Here is a 19,582-nt window from a genome sequence, read left to right as displayed (position 1 = left end):
GCAGCGCAACTGACGGAGAGCAATATGGTCCAGTCGCTCCAACTTGGCACGTCCAGTCAGGCCGACGATCAAAATGGCATGCGCCGGCTCAACCGCCTGCCGATCATCATCGCCATCATCGTCATCGTGCTGTTCGTCGGCGTCGTCGTGATCGGTCTGTCGCTGCGCGGGCTGTCCTTCCATCGCGGCGACATCGAGGGGGCTTCCAACACCCCTGCGACCAGCTTCGGCGACCAGCTCAAACGGGGCGTAAGCGACGGCATCATCGGCGATCCGGAGAAGCAGGAGGTGTTTCAGCCGACACCCGTCTTCGTGGAAAAAAAGGAAAAGCAGGAACCCGTCGTCGAGCGCCAACCAGTGGAACGACAAGACCGGCGACAACGGCTCGAGTCGGAAGAAGAGTGGAAGGCGAGGCTGAAGCGGGAGCAGGACGAGCAATACATTCGGGAAGCGCAACGCCAACGGATGGCGCGTCTGCAGGCCCGCGCTACCGCGCTCGATTCGCCGCTGAAGGTAGATATCGGAGATGTCGAGAAGGCCACAACCTCCAACAATGACAACGGCCGCCAGCCGACAAATGCAGCCGTGAACAGTGCCTCAGACCTTTATGCCGCCGCAATGAAATCCGGCCTGATGGGCCAGAACGTCGATCAGAACGGACAGACGTCAAAGGAGGATTTCTTCAATCAGGACATCAAGGATCTCGGCTACCTGCCAAACCAGGTCGTGCCGCAGATGTCGCCCTACGAATTGAAGCGCGGTTCGGTCATCCCGGCGACATTGATCACCGGCCTTAATTCGGACCTGCCGGGGCGCATTACCGCTCAGGTCAGCCAGAATGTCTACGACAGCGCGACCGGCTACCGCCTCCTTATTCCGCAGGGCGCCAAGCTGTTCGGTCGCTACGATTCCAAGGTGTCCTTCGGCCAGGAACGGGTTCTCGTCGTCTGGACGGACCTCATTTTCCCGAATGGGTCGACCCTACAGATCGGCGGCATGGCAGGCACGGACGCCGAAGGATATGGGGGCTTCAAGGATAAGGTCGACCGGCATCTATGGAGGACTTTCGGTTCGGCGGCGCTGGTGGCAATCATCGGGACCGGGATCGAGATGTCGATGCCCGAGAGTTCGACGCTCGCGACGCAGGATAGCGCCTCGGATGCAGCACGACGGAATTTTGCCGAATCATTCGGCCGGGTAGCGGAAGAGACGATCTCGAAGAACCTGAACGTTCAGCCGACGGTTCGCATCCGGCCCGGCTACAAATTCAATGTGCTGGTCGATCAGGACATAATTTTCCCGTCGACCTACCGGCAGTGACGGTCTTTGTCGGTCATTTTGGGGACTCGGCAGCAGCCGTCACTTGCGCGAAAAACACATCCATAGGTAGCGTGTATAGGAGATATGACTCCAAGTAGGCCTTCTTGGGTTGCAATTCAGGCCGGGCTAGACGATTTTATGTGAGCACCCTTCAACGAAAGTTATTGTTGCAGAGAAAGAAGCATGCAGGAAAATCAATATTCGCCGAGCTATCTTAAGGCCTCCACCGCAGTGAAAAATGCAACGACAGTAGCCGTCGCATTGGACGAGTTCCAACAGCACTATCCCGTGGATTTCGTCACGTTTCATCTCGCAAGGACCATTGTCGATAGCGTCGATGCCCCGTTCGTCAGAACCACGTACCCTGATAGCTGGGTTTCGCGATACCTTCTGAACGACTACATCAATGTCGACCCGATTGTTCGAGAGGGCTTTTCTCGTCAGCTGCCATTCGATTGGCGTGAGATTGACATCCCTGACAGTGCACATCAATTCATGGTGGATGCAGAGATGCACGGTATCGGAGGCAACGGCGTCTCGATACCGATCGTTGATAAATCCCGCCGGTCGCTTCTTTCGATCAATTCGCAGATAAGTGATGAAGAATGGACAGCGATAGAACGGCGGTTCCGACCTGAGTGGATCGAGCTGGGTTTTCTTCTGCACCGGAAAGCGGTGTTCGAACTGCACGGGGAAAACGATCCGGTGCCGGCGCTCGGAACCAGGGAGGTCGAGTGCCTTCACTGGGCCTCGCGCGGCAAAGACAGCAAGGACATTGCTGGAATCCTAGGACTGTCCGAGCACACGGCGCGTGGATATCTGAAATCAGCACGATACAAGCTGGGTTGCCCCACGCTATCGGCCGCAATTGCCCATGCGGTACACCTGAACCTTATCACTCCGCATGTGGGTAACCCAAACTAGGGTATCGGTTTGGGGGATTTATCTCCTCGCAATCCCGCTGCATTTTCCAACGACGCGACAAGGGAGCCTGTAGCTGCCTTGCGCGCCGGACATTTGGAGAGTGGCATTGAATGACGCACTAAGAAATTTGATTGATATGATAGAGGCTGCACGCGATGAGCGTATGATCAAGAGTGCCCTGAAAAGCTTCGCGAACGCTTATGGTTTCGAGCGATTCGCGTACCTGCAAACTGAAGGCGCTGAAGTCCGTGCATTCAATTCCTATCCCGAGGAATGGCAGGACATTTACCTCGGCAACCAATATTCCCGCATCGATCCGGTCGTCACGGAAGCCAAGCGTCGCATGGAAATTTTTTCCTGGACGGCCGACGATTGGCCGGCCCGTGGAACCTCTGAACTCAGGCGCTTTCGGGACCAGGCGATCGATCACGGCATTCGCAGTGGGGTGACGATACCCGTCGAAGGAAGTTTCGGGTCGACGATGATGCTGACGTTTGCGTCCTCTGCGCAGACGGCTGACGTTTCAAAACTGCAGGATGCGCAACAAGCGATCCGGGCGGTTCTGACGATCCATTACCGCCTGAAGATCATCGCAGCGACGACGATTGTCGCTCCGAAGCGGTTGCTTTCACCAAGAGAAGCAATGTGCCTCATGTGGGCGGCAAAGGGCAAAAGCGCCCCGGAAACCGCAATGTTGACGGGGATCAATCCAAGGACAGTGCAGCACTACCTCGATAAAGCGCGCGAAAAGCTCGAAGCGGCAACCGTTCCGCAACTCGTTGCGATCGCTAAAGACCACGGTCTGGTGTGAGCGTCAGTCTTCGCCACCTGGGGGAACTTCAGGGACGTAGCCGAGCGCATCGATGATTACCGACAGCACCTCCTGCTGGGCTTCCGATTTTTTCTGACGCGCGACATACTCATCCTGCAGGCTATTGAATACGGCGGCAGAAACCGACGGATCGGCGCTCGCGCGAGTCCATTCCTCATAGACAGCCTCATCTGCGGCAATAAGATGGCGGTGCTCGCGGATTGCAGCGACCGCCAGAGCCTCTAATTCTGACTTTTGCATTGAGCCGTAGCGAGATCCGCCGTCGTTTCTTTCGTCGTTCGCTTCGGATGAGTTCAGATCCTTCATCCGATCCTCCATGAGTTCATTTTTTCGCCAAGCCCTTCGTCCGCATTATAGAGTTTAGGCCATAAGTGCACGGCCCGTCTTCCACCAATGCCCCTCCTTCAACGGTGGATCGTGCGTCGGAAATCGGTGTAAGTTCCAATTACATACTATAGTTGATAAACTTAAAGTATGTAAACCGCGATCTTCCGCGCATGGACATGCGGAAACTGGTCGGTCGCAATTTTGCGCGCCTACGTCGGGAAAAAGGCCTGACGCAGGAGGACGTGGAATTGCGATCTGGCTACAGCCAGCAGTATCTTAGCGGCTTGGAGCGTGGGCGACGAAACCCGACAGTGATTACCCTCTATGAGTTGGCGCAAGCACTCGGTGTCAGTCACGTTGAACTTGTGGCTCCCGACGAGCATCACCAGTAATACGCTCCATGAATTCGAGAGCACGTCTACGCGCGGCGCGAGCTGACACCTGCCGTGGCCGCCAAATGCTCCGAGGCCCGAGTCCCTGCTTACTCGAGAATCTTTGGGACCAGGAAAAAGTTGCGTTCACTGAGCGGCGCATTTGCCACAATCTCTTCGGCGTGATTGCCTTCGGTCACGACGTCCTGGCGCATTTTCATCGTTGTTGGCATAACCGAGGTCATCGGAAGGATGCCTTGGACATCAACCTCCAAAAGTTGCTCGATGAAGGCCAGAATTTCGTCCAGTTCGCCGCACATTTTTTCAGCCTCGTCCGCGCTGAGTGCGAGACGGGCAAGGCGGGCAATACGCCTAACGGTCGCGATATCTATCGACATAGTGTGCGTCCTATTTGATGGCTTCCGTCGCTTGCGCAACGATTTGCCGATCTATGCCTTCTGCCGCTAACACTGACTGCAGGCTGTCGCGGTCCTGTGCCCGGATTACCTGATGACCAACAGAAAGCGAGCCCCGTCACGGAACAGCTCAAGGGTGGCTATAGCTGTCTTTTTGCTGATGGCACGGCGCAACTCGGCGACAGAAGTGACCGGGATTCTGTTGACCGCAACGACCACATCCCCGGCGCGAAGGCCGGCGCGGTCAGCGACGCTGCCAGCGTCCACGCTCTCGATGACGACGCCGGAAACACCAGCTACCCCAGATTCAGCAGCTGAGGCATTCCGCAGTTTGGCGCCGTCGAGCGGTGTGGCGGAGAAGTCCCCGGAGGCGCGATCCTCGCTTTCTATGGGTACCTCAATTTCCCGCTGGTCATCACCGCGCTTGACGGTCAGCCTGATCTTGCTGCCTGCGGGCGTCAGACCGATGCGGTTCCTGAGGTCAGTGGCGCCGCGCACGGGGCGTCCATCAAAGGCAGTCACCACGTCGCCTGTCTTCACTCCAGTCCGATCGGCCGCCGAACCGGGTTCAACATTGGCGACGAGCGCGCCGCGAAGGCCGCCGAGATTGAGGGCTTCTGCCAGATCCGGCGTAAGATCCTGGATACCGATGCCCAGCCTGCCACGCTGCACCTCGCCGTGAGCGGTCAACTGGTTCATTACGGACGCCGCGATGCTGCTCGGTACCGCAAAGCCGATACCCACATTCGCACCGGCCGGGCTGAGGATTGCGGTATTGACCCCGATCAGCTTGCCGTCGAGCGTCACCAGCGCTCCACCTGAATTGCCGGGATTGATCGAGGCATCGGTTTGGATGAAGTCTTCATAGCCTTCGATATTGAGCCCGCTGCGTCCGAGCGCACTGACAATGCCTGAGGTGACCGTCTGGCCGAGCCCGAACGGGTTGCCGATGGCGACGACATAATCACCGACCTTGAGAGCATCGGAGTCTCCGATCTGGATCGCCGTGAGGTTCTTCGCGTCGATCTGCAGCAGGGCAATGTCGGTCTCCTTGTCGCTGCCGATCAGTTTAGCACGCAGCTGCCGACCATCTTTCAACGTGACGGAGATCTCCGAGCCACCATTGACGACGTGGTGATTCGTCAGCACATAGCCATTGGCAGCATCGACGATGACGCCAGAGCCGGCGCTCATCCGAGCCTGCGGTTGTTGCTCAGGCAGATTGAAGTACCGTCGGAAATAGGGGTCGTTGTAAAGCGGATTGTTATTGGTCGGCGACCGCGAAACCACCGCAATATTGACGACGGCCGGCGTGACTCGCTCAAGCATCGGCGCAAGTGTCGGCAGGTTCACGGACGAAGCAGCTGGTGCGAGCGTCTGCGCAAAGACCGGTGCGACGGTGAACAGAATGGCGCAGGCGGCAATCGCTGCGGACGCGGCTATCGTGCGAAACCTCGGGGCGGGATCGGACATCGGTTGCTCCTTGAGTCTGATGATTTTCTTCTCTTCAGGCGTAACGCAGGAAGGGAGCAGAGGAACGGGCCCGGGGGCCCGGGGGCCCGGGGGCCCGGACCCGTTCTCACTCGGTTACACGGTTGACAACGGATGGTTATGGCTGAACCAGATGTTGCCTGCGGCGAGGACCGCGACGACAAGGCCGGCAATCACGTGCGCCCACATGGCTGGTGTCACGGCAGAGAAGCCGAGGATCCATGGAGCGACCACGGCCCATATACCAAGCACCAAGTTGATCCACTCCTCTGCCTCATAAAAGGCATAGAGAGCCGCGACGGCGACCACGGCGATAGCCGCACCGACAATCCACGCATTCCAGGCGGCATAGGTCTCAGCGGCGAAACCGAAGAGCCAGGGCGTGATCAAAAGACCGAGACCGGCAACGATATTGACGATATCGAAAGCCGTCCGGTTGTTCGAAGATAGGGACTTCATCATCTTTCATTTACTCCTTCTCGGTTGGTTGCATCATCATAGGTCCGTCTCCTGCAAGCAGGAGACGGGGGCGGCGGCAGCATTTGGATCGCCGTCGCCGCGAAACCCGGTTATCGTGGAACTGGAATCCGGTAGGCACTGGTGCCGGTCCGGGCACTCCTGGAGGGCAAGTTTGCTCCCATTTGTGTCCCGCAGATCAAGCCTTGGCTTCCCACCACGGTTGAGGGCGGGGCAGCGCGCGGCTGCCGCAACAGCCAGGGCGAACTTGTTGGGCAGGATATTCTGGCAATCGAAGACGACATGTGGGTCCATAGGCGCACCTCACGCGACATTTCGATCGACCATTCCATGGTCCCGCCTGCTCTCGACCTCTCGCTCGAGCGAGAGCAGCGCCCGCTCAACCTCATGAAGACGCGAGCGCTGGTTGTTCTCCGAGATGCCTCCGATGGGCGCCTGATCGACCTGATATTCGGTCCAGGCCCAGTTCATCAGGATCGAACGCTTCGCTTCAATCGACAGTGTCGGGTCAAGTGCGACACCCATCGGAGATGGCCATGTCGCCGGGCCGGAAGCATCGTCTCGGTTCAACGCCCCATCCAGCGCTCGCCTGTAGTTTTGCTGAAGCGCGGCAAGGCCAAGCCGCTCCAGTGTCGCATCCGCGAAGGCATCAGACGGTTGGTGCGACCGCTGGCCGACGCCTTGCTTTGCCTGTGCAGCCGCTTTGCGTGGCCGGCGTTGCGCCACGTAGCTAAGCCCCTGACGCTCGGCATAGCGGATGGCGGATTCGAGCGTGGGGAATTTCAATTCCACCTGGGTGAGCGCGTCGGCACTTCCCGTGTAGCCCATCAAGGGTTCGATGAATGGCGCGCTACGGCGGTTGAAAACAAGACGCCAGCCCTTCGTCCGCGCGGTCCCTGATGTTGTCACCGAGCGCGACGGTTTAAAAATTTGGGCAACGGCATTCTCGGGAAACAATGAGTGCCCGAAACAAGGATGGCTCCACCGGTTGTCGTTTAAGACGCGCAAACCGGGAGCCGTTACTATTCTCTCGTTATCTGAGTGTCTGCCAGTCTCCATCATTTGTCCTCCCCATGTTGGAGAAGGATGCGCGGCGGCCGCCACTTGGCCGCCGCGCGTTCGTCTCGATCAACTCTTGATGGCGATGCGCTTGACCTGCGACTGCGCCTCCTCGGTCTTCGGCAAGGTGATCGTCAGTATTCCGTTCTTGAAGGTGGCGTCGACCTGGTCTTCCTTGACCTTGACACCGAACGGGATGCGGCGCTCGAAGCGGCCGTAGTAGCGCTCGGAAAACCGGCGATCCTTATCCTCGCTCTCGGAGTGCTTTTCGCCCTTCAGCGTCAGCACGCCATCATTGAGCAGGACCTCGATGTCCTTCTCCTCAAGACCGGGGACTTCGGCCGTCACCTTGATCTCCTTGTCGGTGTCGGAGATCTCGACGCTTGGCCATCCACCCCCGAGGGAGGAGGCGTTGCCGAAGGACGGCAGGCCGGAGCCAAAGCCGCGGAAGACATCATCGAACAGACGGTTCACCTCACGATGAAGCGACAGGAAGGGATCACGGTCGTCATCGCGCAAGAGACTTGAAACCTGGTTGCCATTGTTGCGGCCCCAGGGAATCAGATCACGAACACTCATGTTTCTTCTCCTTTCTGTTAGTTCGCTTGGCGAAACTTTGCTGCCGGCGCCGGACCATGCCCGGCGCCTTGCTTGCGGTCTGCTGGGGAAGGCTTAAGCCGCCTGCTGCTTGCCCTCGATCTGCTTGGTCTCGGCCTTCGGCATCTGGCCGGTTCGGATCTCGATCTGGCGCGGCTTCATCTCTTCAGGGATTTCGCGCTTGAGATCGACGGTCAGCAGACCGTTGACGAAACCCGCACTCACGACCCTGACATGGTCGGCTAGTTCGAAGCGACGCTGGAACGAGCCGCTGGCGATGCCGCGGTGCAGATATTGGAGGTCATCGTCGCTCGCCTTCTGTCCCGAGACGATGAGCATGTTCTGCTCTTGAGTCATCGCCAGCTCGTCCTGTGAGAAGCCCGCCAGTGCCATGACAATGCGGTAATCATTCTCGCCAGCTTTGACGATATCGTAAGGCGGCCAACTGTCGCTCGTCTCGGCGCGGCTTGCAGCCTCGAGCGCGTTGAACATCCGGTCGAAGCCTATGCTCGATCGGAACAGGGGTGAGAAATCGAGGTTTGTCCTCATAGCCATATCCTCCTTATAAGCAACATGGATACAAGGAGACGCCAAGAGCAACGGCGTCTCCTGGACCTGTGTCAATCCCCATTGGGCAATCGACTAATATCGATATAATTCAGTGTCTTAGAATTTCAAGGGGAGTGGAACTTCTCGGTGGAAAAAATTGAAAATTTTCCGAGGCGCCACCATATCTGGGCCGAGCGGGAGAGAGGAGAAAGTTGCTATGATAATGACCGCAGACGACGTCATCGCCGTGCTTGGGCCTGCCGACGAAACGCTGGTGGCTGAGGTCATCGCGACAGGTGCGACCAAGACTGAACTTGCCGAGGCATTTGCGTGGGCCAACAACGACGAAGCCTTGATGGGCGAAGGTCGCCGTCTGCCGACAGGCAGGGTTGCCGCGCTCGTTGATCTGCTTTCCGCCGAGGAGGAAGAGCAGGATAGATGACATCACTGGCCGCTGCTCCGGGCGCGATCGACGCAACCGGTCATGCCGTCGCGAGCACGCGGATGTTGCCCTTGCGATCGATCACGTCCACAACGACATTGAGTCCGGAACGTCGAATGGCGATGTCTGCCGAACCATTGCCGATTAACAGGTGTCGCAACGTGACCTCATCGAGGAAGCTCGGAAGGCGCGGCTCGTTCAAGCTGATCTGCAAGGCGTTCGGATCGAACTCAAGACCGAGACACGACTGCAATAACGACAAAGGCGTTGCCGCCGCCCATGCCTGCGGCGAGCAGGCGACCGGATAGAAGGTCGGTCCCTGCGCGCGCCTGCGCGGCAGGCCGCAGAAAAGTTCGGGAAGCCGCCGCAATTCGATATAGGTCGAAGCGGCAAAGAGTCCCTCAAAGATCCGCGCGGCTTCCGCGCGATAGCCATAGCGAGCAAGCCCCCTGGCGATCAGGGCGTTGTCGTGCGGCCAGATCGAGCCGTTGTGATAGCTCATGGGATTGTAGAGCGCCTCTGTGGAGGCAATGGTGCGGATGCCCCAGCCACAGAAGGACGAGGCACTCATCAAAGTGAGGGTGAGCTGTCTGGCCCGTTCGGGATAGGCGATGCCGGTGAACAGGGCATGGCCGGCATTGGAGGAGCGGACCCTGCAGGGTCGCTTGTCGCCATCGAGCGCCAGCACGTAGGTGCCAAGTTCCTCGTCGAAGAAGCTCGTATCAAAGGTGCGACGCAGCCCCTCCGCACGCGCTAAGAAGCCGGCGGCCCGTTCCGGCCGGCCGAGGCGCTGAAAGATCTCGGCCGCCGCCTGCCACGCGCCATAGACGTAGGCCTGAACTTCGGCGATCGCGATCGGACCCTTGGCGAGCGTCCCGTCCGCGTGGAAAATGGAGTCGTGGCTGTCCTTCCATGCCTGGTTGACCAACCCTTCTTCCGTCTGTCGCCCATATTCGACGAAGCCGTCGCCGTCGCGATCGCCATGGTCATCAATCCATGTCAGTGCGGCTTCGATATGCGGCAGGAGACGGTCGATGGTCGCAAAATCACCGGTTCGCCCGAGATATTCACCGGCCAACATCACGAACAACGGCGTCGAATCGATGCTGCCGTAATAGCGGCGAAAAGGAACCTCGCCGAGCTCGGCCATTTCGCCACAGCGCACCTCGTGCAGGATCTTGCCGGGTTCCGCATCTGCGACTGGATCGATCTCCGTTGCCTGGTTGGTTGCCAAGTGGCCAAGAACTCCGCGTGCGATCTCCGGATCGAGCCAGAGCGTCTCCAGCGCCGTAATCAGAGCATCGCGCCCGAAGACTGTGCTGAACCAGGGAATCCCGGCGTAGGGATAGGGGCCTTCTGGCTTGTCGGTCATCAGCATGTAGAGATCGGAGATGCTGCGTTGGGCGACTTCGTTGAAGATTTCGTTCGACGTTGTGATCGAGGCGGCGCGCGACGAAGAGGCGCGCAGGGCTCTGCGCGAATCCCGCAGCGCAAGGAAGAACGAACGATGGCCGGGTTTTCGAGTCTCCTTCTGGTCACAGCCGATTTCTATGAACAGAGACCGGCTCTCGTGCGGCGCCAGCTGGAGATCATAAGTGACATGGCCGGTGGTGAGTTCGGTCGGCTTCGGATCGAAGGAAAGTTGCGTTGATCGATTTTGGTTGTCGAGGCCGATATAGGAGAGAAAGACACAATCCTGCTCAACGACAGGAGAAAGATGGCGCCCTCTTTTTGCCCTTACGGTTCCGCGAACTTCGAAGAGATCGGCGAAATCCGCTCCGAAAGTGATCTCGATACGAATGGGCCGCGGGCGGTCATCAAAATTCCTTATCGACAGTCGCTCGTAGCACTGAGCATTCCAGAGGAAGCGAGACCTGCGCAGGTGGATGACGTCGTGGCCGAGGACAAGCCGACCCTTGTCGTCGAAGAGGTCGGGATTGGTGAGGTCGCAGGTGAGCGTCGCGTTGTCATCGCGCAGTATCGACGACAGCAGCATTGGGGGCTTGCCGTTGATCGTCAGGCTGAGATGCGAGAGATATCGGGTATCGCGATGAAACAGGCCTTCCGGGCTGTCTGGTCCCGAAACTGCATCGCCATTGTGATCAAAGACGGCGAAAGTATCGCCGTGCTTTAGAGTGAGCGGCCGGCGCTCCTGCAGTGATGAGGTAGCCGGAATGAAAAATTTCTCGACCGTTGCCATCGGGCCGGACGATGCTGGCACTGGGCTGCTGTCTATAGAAGACATTGCTCCTCCTGAAATCTCAGACGACGAGCTGCAAGTCGAGCGGCTGCCCGTTCGACCGGCGAACTGGAGCGACTTTGGAACGGACGCCGGGTAGGCTACGGTAGAGGTCGAGGTAGTCGTACGCCATCCTTTCCGCGGTAAAGCGCTTCTCGAACGTGGCCCGCACCTTGTGGCGATCCATCCGAAGCGCCCATTCGACGTTCTCGGCCGCGTCGGTGACGCTGTCGACCAGAATTCCGGACACGCCGTTGTCGATCACCTCCGGCACCGAGCCGCAGCCGAAGGCGACGACCGGAGTGCCGCAGGCCATTGCCTCGATCATCACCAGTCCGAACGGCTCCGGCCAATCGATCGGGAAAAGCAAGGCTCCTGCATTTCCAAGGAAGGTTGCTTTCTGATGCTCATCGATCTCGCCGATGAACTCTACATTGGAATGACGTTTCATCATCGGCTCGATGACCGTTTCCCAGTAGGCCATGTCGGCATTGTCGATCTTGGCGGCGATCTTCAGCTGCATGCCGACTTTTGCCGCGATCTCTATTGCACGATCGGGTCGCTTTTCCGGCGAAATGCGGCCGAGAAACGCAAGGTAATCGCCCTTTGGCTTTTCCGTGAAAGGCAGCAGACCGGTGGGCAGACCGTGGTAAACCGTTCCCGCCCAATGGACCGGTGGCATAGGCCTACGTTGGTCATTGGAGATCGAAACGACCGGAACATCTGCGAAGGTCTGGTAGAAGGGCTTGAGATCCGGCAGATCCAGACGGCCGTGCAAGGTTGTCAGCGTGCGGTCGGCAAAATTTCGGATCAGCGGGAAATGCAACAGATCGATATGGAAATGCAGGACATCAAACTCATGCGCGCGGCACCGAATTTCCTCCAGCATCACAATCTGATGCGGCAGTTGGTCCTTGACCGCCGGGTTAAGCCGCAGCGCAACGTCCGCGCAGGATACGAGCCGGGCGTCGGTGACGGAGTCGCCGCTGGCAAAAAGCGTGACGTCGTGGCCCTGCGAGACAAGTTCTTCGGTGAGATAGGATACAATCCGCTCCGTTCCCCCATAGAGCTTCGGCGGAACGCTTTCGGCGAGCGGCGCGATCTGAGCGATCTTCATCGGCAAAACCTCCTCAGTTGAGCAAAGAGTCGTCGGTAAAAATCTTCTCCGCGTCCGAAACAGGCACGCGGCGGTCAGGGGGAGCGGTTAGATCTCGAATGGTTGTCTGAGTCCTCGTTTCCAGTAGCTGCACAGACCGAAGCCGCCGGATCGGTGCGACAGCGATCTACGGCGGCGGCTTTGGCTGTCATTGACGGAAGCCGTCTGCTTTTGCGCTGACGTGTTTTGATCGTCACCATCGAGAGCCTTCAAGGTCGCAAGAACCTCATCATAGGAGACAATCCGTTCTGTCCCGGGATAGCGTCGCCAGGCTGGCATGGATTCGATTGCACATACGTCGGACGCCCATGAGGCCAGAATGGCCCGCTTCTCGTCCTTGCTGATATTGTCCGCCATCAGCACGTCGCGGGGATGATCGAAATGCATGGCCGGGTGCAACAGATGCGCGGCGCTGATTGTTGCTGCGGCATGCTTGGCTGCAGAATTGCTATCAGTTTCCTTTCTCATGTTCTGACTCCACGGATATAGGACCAATGGACTTTGTCGACTCTCCCATGGTCACACGGCCTGGGTAGGTTGCTTTTCGAACAGTCCGCGCGCGGCCCGAACCATGGTCTTCAGGTGTTCGGGATTGCGAACGCCCTGCCGATAAAGCTCCACGACGATTGCCGCGATGCGTTCAGCTTCTTCAGAATTGCGAGGCAAGTCCGCCACAGTTCTGAGGTCATCGAAGACGTGTCGGCAGACTTCGAGGTCACGGGAATCAAGCGGCGCTTGCGACTTCTTGATGATCGTTTGAACCATTTGTTCCTCCATTGCTGGAGGCCCGCCCTTCAAGAGCAGGGCGGGCCGGCGGCCTTAGAAATCCATGCCGGCACCGGCGGGGATCGCCGGAGCGGCTTCCTTCTTGGGCTTTTCAGCGATCATAGCCTCCGTCGTCACCAGCAGGCCGGCAACCGAAGCAGCATCCTGGAGCGCGGTGCGCACGACCTTGGCCGGATCGATGACGCCTTGCGAATAAAGGTCGCCATATTCGCCGGTCTGGGCGTTCCAACCGTAGGAGAAGTCGGTTTTCTCGCGCAGCTTGCCGACGATGATCGAACCTTCGGCGCCGGCGTTCTCGGCGATCTGACGGACCGGAGCCTCGATCGCCCGGCGAACGATCTCGATGCCGACCTTCTGGTCCTGGTTGGCGGCATCAAGATTGTCGAGGGCCTTGACGGCACGCAACAGCGCAACGCCACCGCCCGGCAGGATGCCTTCCTCGACGGCCGCACGGGTTGCATGCAGTGCATCGTCGACGCGGTCCTTCTTCTCCTTCACTTCGACTTCGGTCGATCCGCCGACGCGGATGACGGCAACGCCGCCGGCGAGCTTTGCCAGGCGCTCCTGCAGCTTCTCGCGGTCGTAATCGGAGGTCGTCTCCTCGATCTGGGCCTTGATCTGCGCGACGCGGCCATCGATTTCCGCTTTGGAGCCGACGCCATCGATAATGGTGGTGTTCTCCTTCTCGATCGCCACCTTCTTGGCCCGGCCGAGCATGTTGAGGGTGACATTCTCGAGCTTGATGCCGAGGTCTTCGGAGATGACAGTGCCGCCCGTCAGGATGGCGATGTCTTCCAGCATGGCCTTGCGGCGGTCGCCGAAGCCCGGAGCCTTGACGGCTGCAATCTTCAGGCCGCCACGCAGCTTGTTGACCACGAGGGTCGCAAGTGCTTCGCCTTCGACGTCTTCAGCGATGATGACCAGCGGCTTGCCGGACTGGACGACGGCTTCGAGAACCGGAAGCATGGATTGCAGGTTCGAGAGCTTCTTCTCGTGAATGAGGATATAGGGATCCTCGAACTCCACGCGCATCTTGTCGGCGTTGGTCACGAAGTAAGGCGACAGGTAGCCACGATCGAACTGCATGCCTTCGACGACTTCGAGTTCGGTTTCGGCGGTCTTGGCTTCCTCGACGGTGATGACCCCTTCATTGCCGACCTTCTCCATCGCTTCGGCGAGATAGCGGCCGATCTCGGAATCGCCATTCGCGGAGATGGTGCCGACCTGGGCGATCTCGGAATTGCTGGTGATCTTGCGAGCGTTGGTCTTCAGTTCCTTGACGACGGCGTCGACGGCGATGTCGATACCGCGCTTCAGGTCCATTGGATTCATGCCGGACGCAACGGCTTTCGCACCTTCCTTGACGATTGCCTGAGCAAGCACGGTTGCGGTCGTGGTTCCGTCGCCGGCTAGATCGTTGGTCTTCGATGCCACTTCACGCAGCATCTGGGCACCCATGTTCTCGAACTTGTCTTCCAGTTCGATTTCCTTGGCGACCGAAACGCCGTCCTTGGTGATGCGCGGCGCGCCGAACGACTTGTCGATCACGACGTTGCGACCCTTGGGGCCGAGCGTCACCTTCACCGCGTTGGCGAGTACGTCGACCCCACGCAGCATGCGTTCACGGGCATCGGTGTGAAACTTGACTTCTTTCGCAGCCATTTCGTTAACTCCTCAATAGGCAGCTATCTGACTGATGGGTTGGATTGGCGGGTTATCGTCTCAGGCAGCTTTCTTCTGCTGGACCTGGGCTTCGATGATGCCCATGACATCGCTTTCCTTCATGATCAGCAGGTCCTCGCCATTGATCTTGATCTCGGTGCCGGACCATTTGCCGAAGAGGATGCGATCGCCGGCCTTGACGTCGAGCGCCTGGATCTGGCCGGCCTCGTTGCGCGCGCCAGGCCCGACGGCGATGACCTCGCCTTCCTGCGGCTTTTCCTTGGCGGTGTCGGGAATGATGATTCCACCCTTGGTCTTTTCTTCGGATTCGACCCGGCGGACGAGAATGCGATCATGAAGCGGTCGGAACGACATGTTTTCCTCCGTTGAGCAAAAATGATGACGTTAATCCCCTGGCCGGACCGGATGACCAGTCCGGGCGGGTGCAAAATCTCGATCGAGCCTTTTGCGCGAAATGATCTGGTTTTGCGATTTTTCGATTTCAAGAGGGCGAAACGAAAAAATTAGCACTCCTCGGAGAGGGCTGCTAACACACTGGAAAGGAACAACAACCTGGCCTTGAGCGTTCAAAAATTCGTTGATGGCGGAAAAAATTTGCGCCACCTTCAGACTGTTACGAAACGGAGACGAAGCATGCGATTTTCATCGGATCTGGAGCGTCAGCTCAACGGTTATGGCCTTACTACCGCGCACATCCTCTACCGCATTCCCGATTTCGAATCCGTCCTGCAGACTTATGTCTGGCAGGATTACGATCTGGCTCCTGATTTCCCTGAAATGCTGAAGTTCCTCGACTTCTGGCAGACCAACCTTGACGGGCCGCTGCATTCCGTCCGCTATACGCATCAGCGCCTGATCGGACCGAACGAATGGCGCCGCGTTGAAGGCGAGTTCAATTTGCACTGAGACTTGAGTCCGGATTTTTCGTTGCCTGGCTCTTTTTTCGACCGAGGCTTGATGAGCTCGGCCCACGGCGCACGTCATCGCGGTCTCCGTGTGACGATGTCAAAGGCGAGTCGGGATCGCGCAAGCCAATTGCTCCCAAGCTGCAAAATGGAATTGAGTGGCAAAGCCTCGACGAGCGATGGAGGATTTCAAGCGCCACTGCATCGGAGCACCAGAGATGGCCCGAAGACCAGATCGCTGAATAGTGCCGTTGAAGGGCAAGCGTTGTTTTCCTGCGCAGCCCACGTTTGATTGCCGGCTCTGAATTCCGCGGTTCGGCCGTCGGTGGCAATCTGCGTGCGCCTCTTGTGAGGGCGTACGGGATATAGCTGCAAGTTATGAGCTCGATCGACTGGTTCGATTAATTTTCTCAGGCGCTGGTCTTGCATCCGAAATTCTCAAAAACCAAATCGATAGCTGCCAGCCGCTGAGGATAGGGCTGGCCTTGCTGGAAGCGCCATCTTTCGGCGCTCCGTACCCATGTTGCTTCAAGGAGGATATGGCTATGGCAACATCCTACGACTATGCACCGCTGTTCCGATCCAGCGTCGGTTTCGATCGGGTCTTCAATCTTCTCGAAAATGCTCAGCGCGCCCGCTCGATTAACGACTGGCCGCCCTATGACATTGTCAAGACTGGCGATGACAGCTATCGGATCTCGATAGCGGTGGCAGGTTTCGCCCAGGACGATCTCGACATAACATTCCAGTCCAACCTTCTGACCGTGACCGGCAAAGAGCAAGAGGCGGCTACCGAAGCCTACCTTCATCGCGGCATAGCCGGCCGGCCGTTCGAACACCGGTTCGAGCTCGCCGACCATGTCAGGGTGAACGGAGCGGATCTAAAGAACGGTCTGCTTTCCGTGGATCTCGTTCGTGAGGTTCCGGAGGAAATGAAGCCGCGAAAAATCGCCATCGAGACTGCGGCGACTCTTGAGCCGTCGGCTCCTCCCGCGCAGATCGAAGCGCAGAAGGCCGCTTAAGCAGAACCCATCAAGAGGGCGTCGCTGCGGCGGCGCCCGTCAACATCGCGGGTTAGGAAGGAGAGCGCAATGAAACCCGATATGTTCAAAGAGCCTGTTTCTATTCTTGTCGGACTCGGCTTTCCGGCGGAGGTTCGCAGCGCGATGGATGCGTACCGGCATCTCGTCGAGTGGCCGGCGGCGCTCAGAGATCACGCGCACTCCGTTGCGCTTAAGGCGTGTGGTGCCGCGCTACGCGGCGAAATCGAAGCGGAGACCGCCCGCGGCCTGTTTGCCGCCTTTGCTGAAAAGCACGATCTGTTGGCGCCGGAAACTAACGCCATCGTCGCGTCTCGCCTGCGCCGGGACAGGGATCCGCACGTACGCTGAGGTAATTCGATGATGGACAACATCTTGGAGCAGGCTGCAAGCAATGCCATGACGATCGGGCCAACGCTACTGGCAGAAATCCGTCTTCATGCTTGGAATGCCGCGAGTTCCGCCACACGCCGCGACCGGTGACTGATATCTAAGCGCCGCATCCATTCAGGCGCCACGCATATGGCCGACTTAAGCGGGTACTCTAGTTGTCTTTCCACGCGGCTTTGGCTTCCGTGGATGGTGGTGGCGCGTTCACCAGCTCCGAGACGAAGTTCGTGAGAGGCACGATGTTTTCGTGCTGGCTCGCCTCTTCCAGGGCGTTCATGTACTCGTCACGGCGCGCGACAGGTATGACGGTCCACGGCGCTCCGCTCTCGGCAAGAAGCGCATTCATAATAAAGCGCGCCGTGCGTCCGTTCCCGTCCGGAAACGGGTGGATATAGGTGAATAGGAATGGGGCGAGGATTGCCTTCACGCGCGCATCAGATTCCTCCGATATGCTCTCGAACAGTGCGTCCATGGCGTCGGCGATTGCATGCGGCGGTAAGGGGACATGCGAGGATCCCCGCAGATAGACATTGTGCGATCGGTAACCCGCGAGTTGGTGCGCCTTGATGATACCCGCGGTTACCGAAGGGCTGAACATGGCTCGGAACCAATCCTGGTGCCGTGCCTCGAGCAGTTCGCCGGTAGGTGCTCCATCAAGGATCTTCCTGATGTCATCGCGCACCTCCTCAAAAGCCAGTCTGTATCCCTTGGCAGCTAGCGCGTTCTTGGTCTCGTAGTCCTGCGCGTCCTCGTCCGGTTTCCATTGACCGTCCTGTACCCTCCGGATCAGCTCTTCCGACACCTCGTAACCCTCGATCGAAAGCGAGTTCAGGGCGTCTGCCACATAACGCTCATCAATGTCCGCGATATATCCGTCCCGGTCGTTGATCCGCACTTGCTCGAATCCGATGTGATTGAGGGCGTCTTTCCCCATTTTCGCCCAGAGGTTCTTGATCCGGGTAGCGGACGGCGCCTGAGTTCGTCGCGCATCCAGCGTGACCAGATCGACTGTCGGGTCGAAAGGGTTGTCCTCGTGCGGGTTGTAGCCCGCCGATTCCAGGGTCTTGATGATCGTGTCCGCGTCCCTTGTCCTGCCGAGATGGCGCAGGGCTCCCGCGATGCGACCGCCAACGTGGCTCCGGCCGCCGTCCAGGAGGTATTGAAGCAGCGTGCTTGTTCCGCGGATTGAGCCAATGACTGCGATGACATCGGTCGCTGACGTTCTCCACGACTCCGGCGACAGATTGCAGATCGCCTCTTCCATCGGCATCAATCTCAATCGTTCTCTCGTCTCGGCGGGCTCGTTTTCCTTTGAGCGCAGCAGATAGAGCGACGTATTGCTCGGTAGCTTCACAAGCTGATTGTTCGCTTTCGAGCTTCTGACGATGACCTGCCCCGGGATGGAGTGGTTTTCGGACCATAGAGCCACGGAGGCCTCTGCGGAGAGTCGCCATTCACCCGCGAAACGGTCGTCCAGGTATCTGGCAACGAACTCCCAGTAGACGGTGCTCCAGGCCGCATCGATCCTGTTGTTGGCCGACGGTCGCGAGTTCACCGCCAGCCAGCCCTTCATGATTTCTTCGAGGAACCCATTGTCCTGTAGTCGTTCCCGGTGGACACGGCTGAGCTCTTCGGATTTCACCACCGATCGGGTGCCGTTCTGCGTCACTCCCCTCAGTTCAGCCAGGGATGCCGCGAGCAGTTCATTGGGTTTCGCCACGTTGGCCTCCGGCGACGGTGTGTGAGTAGCGGACCACTACTTCCGTGCTTTGTTGTTGCACTAATTTGACGCCTTTGACAAACACTAATATCCTGCATTTGAGTCACACTAGTTTCGCGTCTTTGAGTCGCACTAGTTTTATGAGTTTGACTCACACTAATTTTCTGCCTTGGACTCAAACTAAAATTCCACCTCGCCGAGAACCGTTTCGCAAGGCGAGACGAACTCAATGCTATTGCTGACCACCAATGCGCGACAGATCGATCCGTATCCCCGCGCGCCCAGCATCCTGCTCCGCCTCTGGCTGTTCCTCTCTTGATTCCGCGTCAGCGTCCTCCTCCTCGGCGGGGATCTTCTCTCTACTTTGCTGCGAAACACCAACCGGTGTTCCCGGATCCTCCGCCTGAAACACGCTCACGCCCTCGAACTCACCGGTCTTCCATGCGTAAATCGCATCCTCGAAAATCTGCGGGAAGACGTCTTTGCTCGTGGGGTTGCCATACCATCTCGCAACGATCCTGAGGACCTTGGCGAACATCGCCGTGCCTTTGCGAAGGTTCTGGCAGGGGTCGACTAGATCGGGCTTCAAATCGGTCGCTTCCTTGACTCCAACGCCTGCGGGAAACTGCGTCAGGCCGACGCGGACGACGGCCTGACCAGCGTATTGGCGCACGATCGCCATCGCCTCCTCAGTCGAAGCCGCTTTCGGAACGAGTATCAATCGGCCGCCCGATTTAACGGTAACAGCGAGGGGATCATCCGAGCCCGCTGCCATCACGAACTGCTCTATTATCGCGGGCTTGAGGGAGGGGTCTGCGCATTCTTTTATCAGGGCGGCGTCGAGCATGATGTCTCCTG

The 19,582-nt window shown here is 58.5% G+C and carries 23 protein-coding genes; 8 read left to right on the top strand and 15 right to left on the bottom strand.

What is annotated here, in order from left to right:
• Window positions 1-24 precede the first annotated feature (24 nt).
• The 3 genes from trbI to CO666_RS25700 all read left to right on the top strand — a co-directional run bounded on the left by trbI (window position 25) and on the right by CO666_RS25700 (window position 3,055).
• Entirely contained in the window at window positions 25-1,320 is a 1,296-nt protein-coding gene (gene trbI, locus CO666_RS25710; RefSeq protein WP_097614862.1) for an IncP-type conjugal transfer protein TrbI, read from the top strand.
• A 183-nt stretch (window positions 1,321-1,503) separates the two neighbouring features.
• Window positions 1,504-2,244, top strand: a complete 741-nt coding sequence (locus CO666_RS25705; protein WP_097614861.1) for a helix-turn-helix transcriptional regulator — start codon at window positions 1,504-1,506, stop codon at window positions 2,242-2,244.
• A gap of 136 nt (window positions 2,245-2,380) precedes the next feature.
• On the top strand, window positions 2,381-3,055 hold the full coding sequence (locus CO666_RS25700) for an autoinducer binding domain-containing protein (protein WP_425352434.1): 675 nt from the start codon (window positions 2,381-2,383) through the stop codon (window positions 3,053-3,055).
• A 3-nt stretch (window positions 3,056-3,058) separates the two neighbouring features.
• Here CO666_RS25700 and CO666_RS25695 read toward each other — a convergent pair whose 3' ends face one another.
• Complete coding sequence (locus CO666_RS25695) at window positions 3,059-3,382, bottom strand: transcriptional repressor TraM (protein ID WP_097614866.1); 324 nt, start codon at window positions 3,380-3,382, stop codon at window positions 3,059-3,061.
• A 191-nt stretch (window positions 3,383-3,573) separates the two neighbouring features.
• Here CO666_RS25695 and CO666_RS25690 point away from each other — a divergent pair, with 191 nt between their 5' ends.
• Window positions 3,574-3,795, top strand: a complete 222-nt coding sequence (locus CO666_RS25690) for a helix-turn-helix domain-containing protein (protein WP_097542417.1) — start codon at window positions 3,574-3,576, stop codon at window positions 3,793-3,795.
• Window positions 3,796-3,884: 89 nt separating this feature from the next.
• On the opposite strand, the gene gatC is transcribed toward CO666_RS25690, so the two are convergent.
• From gatC to CO666_RS25655, 6 genes are all read right to left on the bottom strand, one after another.
• Window positions 3,885-4,172: an Asp-tRNA(Asn)/Glu-tRNA(Gln) amidotransferase subunit GatC gene (gene gatC / locus CO666_RS25685; RefSeq protein ID WP_097542418.1), complete on the bottom strand. Its 288-nt coding sequence runs from the start codon at window positions 4,170-4,172 to the stop codon at window positions 3,885-3,887.
• A gap of 105 nt (window positions 4,173-4,277) precedes the next feature.
• On the bottom strand, window positions 4,278-5,663 hold the full coding sequence (locus tag CO666_RS25680) for a DegQ family serine endoprotease (protein ID WP_097614859.1): 1,386 nt from the start codon (window positions 5,661-5,663) through the stop codon (window positions 4,278-4,280).
• A gap of 114 nt (window positions 5,664-5,777) precedes the next feature.
• A complete protein-coding gene (locus CO666_RS25675; RefSeq protein ID WP_097542420.1) occupies window positions 5,778-6,143 on the bottom strand; it encodes an SPW repeat protein in 366 nt (121 codons plus the stop codon).
• Window positions 6,144-6,461: 318 nt separating this feature from the next.
• Window positions 6,462-7,115, bottom strand: a complete 654-nt coding sequence (locus CO666_RS25665) for an NADH dehydrogenase ubiquinone Fe-S protein 4 (RefSeq protein ID WP_245436863.1) — start codon at window positions 7,113-7,115, stop codon at window positions 6,462-6,464.
• A 171-nt stretch (window positions 7,116-7,286) separates the two neighbouring features.
• Window positions 7,287-7,796 carry an Hsp20/alpha crystallin family protein gene (locus CO666_RS25660; protein WP_097542422.1) on the bottom strand — a complete coding sequence of 170 codons (510 nt, stop codon included), beginning with the start codon at window positions 7,794-7,796 and terminating at the stop codon, window positions 7,287-7,289.
• A gap of 93 nt (window positions 7,797-7,889) precedes the next feature.
• Window positions 7,890-8,363, bottom strand: coding sequence for an Hsp20 family protein (locus CO666_RS25655; protein WP_028756366.1), 474 nt, complete (start codon window positions 8,361-8,363; stop codon window positions 7,890-7,892).
• 217 nt (window positions 8,364-8,580) lie between these two features.
• Between CO666_RS25655 and CO666_RS25650 the strand changes: the two genes are divergently transcribed.
• Entirely contained in the window at window positions 8,581-8,805 is a 225-nt protein-coding gene (locus tag CO666_RS25650) for a hypothetical protein (RefSeq protein WP_028756281.1), read from the top strand.
• Window positions 8,806-8,845: 40 nt separating this feature from the next.
• Here CO666_RS25650 and CO666_RS25645 read toward each other — a convergent pair whose 3' ends face one another.
• The 6 genes from CO666_RS25645 to groES all read right to left on the bottom strand — a co-directional run bounded on the left by CO666_RS25645 (window position 8,846) and on the right by groES (window position 15,023).
• Window positions 8,846-11,050: an amylo-alpha-1,6-glucosidase gene (locus CO666_RS25645; RefSeq protein ID WP_097542423.1), complete on the bottom strand. Its 2,205-nt coding sequence runs from the start codon at window positions 11,048-11,050 to the stop codon at window positions 8,846-8,848.
• 16 nt (window positions 11,051-11,066) lie between these two features.
• A complete protein-coding gene (locus CO666_RS25640; protein WP_097614858.1) occupies window positions 11,067-12,161 on the bottom strand; it encodes a glycosyltransferase family 4 protein in 1,095 nt (364 codons plus the stop codon).
• 87 nt (window positions 12,162-12,248) lie between these two features.
• Window positions 12,249-12,668, bottom strand: a complete 420-nt coding sequence (locus tag CO666_RS25635) for a hypothetical protein (RefSeq protein WP_097542425.1) — start codon at window positions 12,666-12,668, stop codon at window positions 12,249-12,251.
• Window positions 12,669-12,719: 51 nt separating this feature from the next.
• The gene (locus CO666_RS25630) at window positions 12,720-12,965 is read right to left on the bottom strand and encodes a hypothetical protein (RefSeq protein ID WP_097614857.1); all 246 of its coding nucleotides are present in this window, start codon (window positions 12,963-12,965) and stop codon (window positions 12,720-12,722) included.
• 54 nt (window positions 12,966-13,019) lie between these two features.
• On the bottom strand, window positions 13,020-14,648 hold the full coding sequence (gene groL / locus CO666_RS25625) for a chaperonin GroEL (RefSeq protein WP_097614856.1): 1,629 nt from the start codon (window positions 14,646-14,648) through the stop codon (window positions 13,020-13,022).
• Window positions 14,649-14,708: 60 nt separating this feature from the next.
• A complete protein-coding gene (groES, locus tag CO666_RS25620) occupies window positions 14,709-15,023 on the bottom strand; it encodes a co-chaperone GroES (protein WP_097614855.1) in 315 nt (104 codons plus the stop codon).
• A 279-nt stretch (window positions 15,024-15,302) separates the two neighbouring features.
• On the opposite strand from groES, the gene CO666_RS25615 reads away from it, so the two are divergent.
• The 3 genes from CO666_RS25615 (at window position 15,303) to CO666_RS25605 (ending at window position 16,965) form a co-directional block, all read left to right on the top strand.
• The gene (locus CO666_RS25615) at window positions 15,303-15,575 is read left to right on the top strand and encodes an usg protein (RefSeq protein WP_097614854.1); all 273 of its coding nucleotides are present in this window, start codon (window positions 15,303-15,305) and stop codon (window positions 15,573-15,575) included.
• A gap of 544 nt (window positions 15,576-16,119) precedes the next feature.
• Window positions 16,120-16,596, top strand: a complete 477-nt coding sequence (locus CO666_RS25610) for an Hsp20 family protein (protein ID WP_097614853.1) — start codon at window positions 16,120-16,122, stop codon at window positions 16,594-16,596.
• 69 nt (window positions 16,597-16,665) lie between these two features.
• Window positions 16,666-16,965, top strand: coding sequence for a DUF982 domain-containing protein (locus CO666_RS25605; protein WP_097614852.1), 300 nt, complete (start codon window positions 16,666-16,668; stop codon window positions 16,963-16,965).
• A 193-nt stretch (window positions 16,966-17,158) separates the two neighbouring features.
• Here CO666_RS25605 and CO666_RS25600 read toward each other — a convergent pair whose 3' ends face one another.
• Together CO666_RS25600 and CO666_RS25595 are read right to left on the bottom strand one after the other, a co-directional pair.
• Entirely contained in the window at window positions 17,159-18,724 is a 1,566-nt protein-coding gene (locus CO666_RS25600; RefSeq protein ID WP_097614851.1) for a Fic family protein, read from the bottom strand.
• 232 nt (window positions 18,725-18,956) lie between these two features.
• Window positions 18,957-19,571 (bottom strand): TraH family protein, encoded by a 615-nt coding sequence (locus CO666_RS25595; RefSeq protein ID WP_097614850.1) that lies wholly within the window; start codon window positions 19,569-19,571, stop codon window positions 18,957-18,959.
• Window positions 19,572-19,582: the final 11 nt, after the last annotated feature.

Source organism: Rhizobium chutanense (assembly GCF_002531935.1).
Taxonomy (GTDB): domain Bacteria; phylum Pseudomonadota; class Alphaproteobacteria; order Rhizobiales; family Rhizobiaceae; genus Rhizobium; species Rhizobium chutanense.
The sequence above is the reverse complement of the archived record's forward strand: the minus strand, read 5'-3'. Positions and strand labels throughout refer to the sequence as shown.

Bases quoted from the DNA above. Each gene is read 5' to 3' on its own strand.
- trbI (WP_097614862.1), top strand. From the start codon at position 25: ATGGTCCAGTCGCTCCAACTTGGCACGTCCAGTCAGGCCGACGATCAA.
- CO666_RS25705 (WP_097614861.1), top strand. From the start codon at position 1,504: ATGCAGGAAAATCAATATTCGCCGAGCTATCTTAAGGCCTCCACCGCA.
- CO666_RS25700 (WP_425352434.1), top strand. From the start codon at position 2,381: ATGATAGAGGCTGCACGCGATGAGCGTATGATCAAGAGTGCCCTGAAA.
- CO666_RS25695 (WP_097614866.1), bottom strand. From the start codon at position 3,382: ATGAAGGATCTGAACTCATCCGAAGCGAACGACGAAAGAAACGACGGC.
- CO666_RS25690 (WP_097542417.1), top strand. From the start codon at position 3,574: ATGGACATGCGGAAACTGGTCGGTCGCAATTTTGCGCGCCTACGTCGG.
- gatC (WP_097542418.1), bottom strand. From the start codon at position 4,172: ATGTCGATAGATATCGCGACCGTTAGGCGTATTGCCCGCCTTGCCCGT.
- CO666_RS25680 (WP_097614859.1), bottom strand. From the start codon at position 5,663: ATGTCCGATCCCGCCCCGAGGTTTCGCACGATAGCCGCGTCCGCAGCG.
- CO666_RS25675 (WP_097542420.1), bottom strand. From the start codon at position 6,143: ATGATGAAGTCCCTATCTTCGAACAACCGGACGGCTTTCGATATCGTC.
- CO666_RS25660 (WP_097542422.1), bottom strand. From the start codon at position 7,796: ATGAGTGTTCGTGATCTGATTCCCTGGGGCCGCAACAATGGCAACCAG.
- CO666_RS25655 (WP_028756366.1), bottom strand. From the start codon at position 8,363: ATGAGGACAAACCTCGATTTCTCACCCCTGTTCCGATCGAGCATAGGC.
- CO666_RS25650 (WP_028756281.1), top strand. From the start codon at position 8,581: ATGATAATGACCGCAGACGACGTCATCGCCGTGCTTGGGCCTGCCGAC.
- CO666_RS25645 (WP_097542423.1), bottom strand. From the start codon at position 11,050: ATGTCTTCTATAGACAGCAGCCCAGTGCCAGCATCGTCCGGCCCGATG.
- CO666_RS25640 (WP_097614858.1), bottom strand. From the start codon at position 12,161: ATGAAGATCGCTCAGATCGCGCCGCTCGCCGAAAGCGTTCCGCCGAAG.
- CO666_RS25635 (WP_097542425.1), bottom strand. From the start codon at position 12,668: ATGAGAAAGGAAACTGATAGCAATTCTGCAGCCAAGCATGCCGCAGCA.
- CO666_RS25630 (WP_097614857.1), bottom strand. From the start codon at position 12,965: ATGGTTCAAACGATCATCAAGAAGTCGCAAGCGCCGCTTGATTCCCGT.
- groL (WP_097614856.1), bottom strand. From the start codon at position 14,648: ATGGCTGCGAAAGAAGTCAAGTTTCACACCGATGCCCGTGAACGCATG.
- groES (WP_097614855.1), bottom strand. From the start codon at position 15,023: ATGTCGTTCCGACCGCTTCATGATCGCATTCTCGTCCGCCGGGTCGAA.
- CO666_RS25615 (WP_097614854.1), top strand. From the start codon at position 15,303: ATGCGATTTTCATCGGATCTGGAGCGTCAGCTCAACGGTTATGGCCTT.
- CO666_RS25610 (WP_097614853.1), top strand. From the start codon at position 16,120: ATGGCAACATCCTACGACTATGCACCGCTGTTCCGATCCAGCGTCGGT.
- CO666_RS25605 (WP_097614852.1), top strand. From the start codon at position 16,666: ATGAAACCCGATATGTTCAAAGAGCCTGTTTCTATTCTTGTCGGACTC.
- CO666_RS25595 (WP_097614850.1), bottom strand. From the start codon at position 19,571: ATGCTCGACGCCGCCCTGATAAAAGAATGCGCAGACCCCTCCCTCAAG.